General features: G+C 69.2%; 5 protein-coding genes. 4 read left to right on the top strand and 1 reads right to left on the bottom strand.

Going from position 1 to position 3,813, the window contains the following annotated elements; genetic code table 11:
* From BLW17_RS17160 to BLW17_RS17170, 3 genes are all read left to right on the top strand, one after another.
* The coding region (locus BLW17_RS17160; RefSeq protein WP_280141346.1) for a phage tail tape measure C-terminal domain-containing protein at positions 1–1,077 on the top strand (1,077 nt) is incomplete at its 5' end.
* Positions 1,077–1,703, top strand: a complete 627-nt coding sequence (locus BLW17_RS17165) for a DUF2460 domain-containing protein (RefSeq protein WP_036736782.1) — start codon at positions 1,077–1,079, stop codon at positions 1,701–1,703. The genes BLW17_RS17160 and BLW17_RS17165, both read left to right, overlap by 1 nt.
* Positions 1,700–2,584, top strand: a complete 885-nt coding sequence (locus BLW17_RS17170) for a DUF2163 domain-containing protein (RefSeq protein ID WP_036736780.1) — start codon at positions 1,700–1,702, stop codon at positions 2,582–2,584. Before BLW17_RS17165 ends, BLW17_RS17170 begins: the two co-directional genes overlap by 4 nt.
* Before the next feature lie 9 nt (positions 2,585–2,593).
* Here the strand turns inward: BLW17_RS17170 and BLW17_RS17175 are convergent, their stop codons facing one another.
* On the bottom strand, positions 2,594–3,481 hold the full coding sequence (locus tag BLW17_RS17175; RefSeq protein WP_036736777.1) for a dihydrodipicolinate synthase family protein: 888 nt from the start codon (positions 3,479–3,481) through the stop codon (positions 2,594–2,596).
* Positions 3,482–3,517: 36 nt separating this feature from the next.
* On the opposite strand from BLW17_RS17175, the gene BLW17_RS17180 reads away from it, so the two are divergent.
* On the top strand, positions 3,518–3,813 hold a 296-nt coding region (locus BLW17_RS17180), incomplete at its 3' end, for a C40 family peptidase (RefSeq protein WP_483140694.1).

A 3,813-nucleotide genomic window follows, 5' to 3' on the forward strand; every position in this document is an offset into this window, starting at 1 on the left:
CTGAACGGCGTGGTCTCGCGCATCAACGGCTTCATCGGCGGGATCAATCAGGGGCTCGAAGCGCTCGGGTCGGAGCGGCGCATCTCGCTGGTGCCCGACCTCGACCTTGCCGAGATCGAGAACCGCTTCGAAGGGGCGGCGACCGCCGCGACGACGGCGGCACAGGCGGCCTTCGACCGGGCATTCGAGGACAACCCGCTCACCGCGCCCGATCTCGGGCTCACCGCAGCGGCCAATACCGCCCTCGCAACAGCCAACACCTATCGCGGTGCGGCGCGCAATCTGGCTGAGAGCGCCCGTGCGCCCCTCGAAAGCTGGCAGGCGCTGCGCGACGCGGTCCGCGGCACCGACGAGGACGGCGCCGACGCTTTGGCCGAGACGACCGCTGCGGCGGAGCGGCTGGAGACGGCGCTTGGTCAAGCCGGGCGCGCCGCGACGGGTGCAGGCGCGGCGGCCGGGGCTGCTGCTGCGGCAGCGGAGCCCAATTCTGAGGCCGCCGTCACCGGCTGGCAGGCGGTCACGGCAGCGCTGTCGGACTACGCCAGCAAGGCGCGCGAGATCGGCGGCGATATCGGCCAGAGTCTCGTCGGCGCCTTCCAGTCCGCCGAGACGGCCGTGGGCAACTTCGTGAAGACCGGCAAGCTCGACTTCCGCGATATGGTCACGTCGATGATCGCCGATCTCGCCCAGCTGGCGGCGCGGCGTTTCATCCTCGGGCCGATCGCCAACGCGCTCTCCGGCGTGTTCTCCGGGGCGGGCGGCATCTTCGCCAGCGTCCTGCACGCCGGCGGCATGGTCGGCTCGGCCGGGCCCTCGAGGATGGTCCCGGCCATGGCTTTCGCCGCTGGGCCCCGGATGCATGGCGGCGGCATGGCTGGCCTCCGCCATGACGAGGTGCCCGCAATCCTCCAGCGCGGCGAGCGGGTGCTGTCGCGGCGCGAGGCGCAGAGCTACGGCGCGGGCGGCGGCGTCAACGTGACCATCATGGCCCGCGACGCCGAGAGCTTCCGTCAATCGCGGACGCAGGTCGCGGCCGACATCGCGCGCGCTGTCTCGCTCGGGCGGAGGGGCATGTGATGGCGTTCCACGAGGTCCGGTTTCCCGACAACATCAGTCGCGGCGCGCGGGGCGGGCCCGAGCGGCGCACGCAGATCGTCGAGCTCGCCTCGGGCGACGAGGAGCGCAACGCCAGCTGGGCCAACTCGCGCCGCCGCTACGATGTCGCCTACGGCATTCGCCGCGCCGACGATCTGGCGGCCGTGGTCGCATTCTTCGAGACGCGCAACGGTCGCCTGCACGGTTTCCGCTTCAAGGATTGGGGCGACCACAAGTCCTGCCTGCCTTCGGGCACGCCATCGCCGACCGACCAGATGATCGGCACCGGCGATGGCACGACGACCGTCTTCCAGCTGGTCAAACGCTACGCCTCGGGTGCGCAATCCTGGACGCGCGCCATCGCCAAGCCGGTGGCGGGCACCATGCGCATCGCGCTCGACGGCGTCGAGCAGCTTTCCGGCTGGACGGTCGAAACCACGACCGGCGTCGTCGCCTTCGGCGCCGCGCCGGGCGCTGGCGTCGCCATCACCGCGGGCTTCGAATTCGACGTGCCGGTACGCTTTGACACCGACGTGCTCGACGTGACGCTCGACCTCGAGCGGCTCGGCTCGATCACCTCCATTCCGCTTCTGGAACTGCGCCGATGAAGACTCTCGCTCCCGCCCTTCAGGCCCATCTCGACGAGGGCACGACCACGCTCGCCTGGTGCTGGCGGATTACCCGCGCCGACGGCACGAGTTTCGGCTTCACCGATCACGACCGGACGCTCACCTTCGATGGCACCGACTTCGAGCCCGAGAGCGGGCTCACGGCGTCCGAGGTTCGCTCCGGCTCGGACCTGTCGGTCGATGCGCAGGACGCCGAAGGAGTGCTGACCTCGGACCGCATCACCGAGACCGACATTCTCGATGGCCGCTGGGACAACGCCGAGGTCGAAGTCTGGCGGGTGAACTGGGCCGACCCGGGCCAGCGCGTGCTGATGCGGCGCGGGGCCATCGGCCAGATCCGGCGCGGGCGACTGGCCTTCGTCGCCGAGGTCCGCTCGCTCGCCCATGTGCTGGGCCAGACGGTCGGGCGGACCTTCCAGGCGACCTGTGACGCCGCTCTCGGCGATGCGCGCTGCGGCGTCGATCTGGAGGACCCTGCCTACAAGGGCGTCGGCGCCGTGATTGATCTCCTTCGCGATCGCGCCTTCACCGCCTCGGGGCTGGGCGCATTCACCTCCGGCTGGTTCACCTTCGGGACGCTGGACTGGACCAGTGGCGCGAACACGGGACGGCGAACCGAAGTGCTGGGCCATGACCTCACGGACGGCATCGCCGTGGTGACGCTGCTCGAGGCGCCGGTGCGCGCGATCGCCGAGGGCGACGGCTTCACGATCAATGCAGGCTGCGACAAGCGGATGGAGACCTGCGGCGCGAAGTTCGCCAACACCGTCAACTTCCGCGGCTTCCCGCACATCCCCGGCCAGGATGCCGTGCTGCGCTACGCCACCAAGGACGGCGGTCATGATGGAGGCGTGCTGTGAGAGGAGCGCTTAGCGAGCCAGAGGTTCGGTCGCCGCGGCAATTTCGCGGCACGCCGCGTCGTCCAGCGGCAGGATTGGGCGGGGAGGGTCGCAGTCGGTCAGGCCCATCTGCCGCGCCATCGCATAAACCACCCGCAGCGAGCCATGGGCTTTGAAGAGTGCCCAGAGCGGGGCAAGCACTTCATCAATCCGGCGGGCCTCCGCCGCATTGCCTGCCATCGCCGCCGCAGTCAGCCGCAACGCGATCTCGGGGAGGATCCCGCCAATCACGCTATACCACGTATCCGCACCGGCCAGCAGCGCCTCGGCGCAGCCCCAGTCCCCGCTGTAGCCAATGGCAAAGTCTGCAGGCAGCGTGCTGCGCAGCCGGGCCAGATCGCTGGCGAGATTGCCTTGCGCGGGCAACGGCATCTTGATTGCAGTGATCCGGGGTACCTGCGCCAGTCGCTGTATTAGCGCGACGTCGAAGTTGAAATGCGTGGTGCTGGGATTGTTGTAAATGTACAGCGGCAGATCGCTTGCGGTCGCAACGGCGCTGTAATGGGCGAAGGCCTCATCCTGAGTCAGAGGCGTGTAGCTGACCGCAGGCAGCAGCACAGCATTTGCCCCAGCCTCAGCCGCATCGCGGGCCAATGCACAGGCCTCGTCGGTGCGCAGCGCTCCGACCCCGACCATCAGCGACACACTGCTGCCCAGCACATCAGCCGCCACAGACACCGCCCGGCGTCGTTCTGCGCGCGTCAGATACGCGAATGTGCCGGTGCTGCCTAGCAGGCCGACCGAACCAAGATCGGGCCGCCGCAACCGCTCCAGCACCCGGACAAGCGCGTCGGTCTGAACGCGCCCGTCCATGGTCGCCGGGGTGATTGGAAAGGCGGACAGACCAGTAAAGTTCATCTCGATAACCCTCAAGGCACGGCAGTCAAACCCATGGTGACGCCACAAATACCGCGGAATGGCAAGGCGGCGCCCACGACGGCACCCAAGGCTGCAGCTGATCCTGAGCGAGTAATTCCGGCTGCGCGCGCGTGGCTCGGCACACCGTACCACGACCAGGCCAGCCTGTGCGGCGTCGGCTGCGACTGCCTCGGCCTCGCCCGGGGCGTCTGGCGCGAGGTCGTGGGTCCAGAGCCGTTCCCGATCCCGCCCTACAGCCGCGACTGGGGCGAGACGGGCCCGCGCGAGGTGCTGGCCGAGGGTGCGCGCGCCATGATGATCGAAGTGTCGCC

The organism is Paracoccus sanguinis, assembly GCF_900106665.1.
Classification (GTDB): domain Bacteria; phylum Pseudomonadota; class Alphaproteobacteria; order Rhodobacterales; family Rhodobacteraceae; genus Paracoccus; species Paracoccus panacisoli.

Excerpts from the sequence above, each read along its gene's own strand:
- BLW17_RS17170 (WP_036736780.1), top strand. The coding sequence starts at position 1,700 with ATGAAGACTCTCGCTCCCGCCCTTCAGGCCCATCTCGACGAGGGCACG.
- BLW17_RS17165 (WP_036736782.1), top strand. The coding sequence starts at position 1,077 with ATGGCGTTCCACGAGGTCCGGTTTCCCGACAACATCAGTCGCGGCGCG.
- BLW17_RS17175 (WP_036736777.1), bottom strand. The coding sequence starts at position 3,481 with ATGAACTTTACTGGTCTGTCCGCCTTTCCAATCACCCCGGCGACCATG.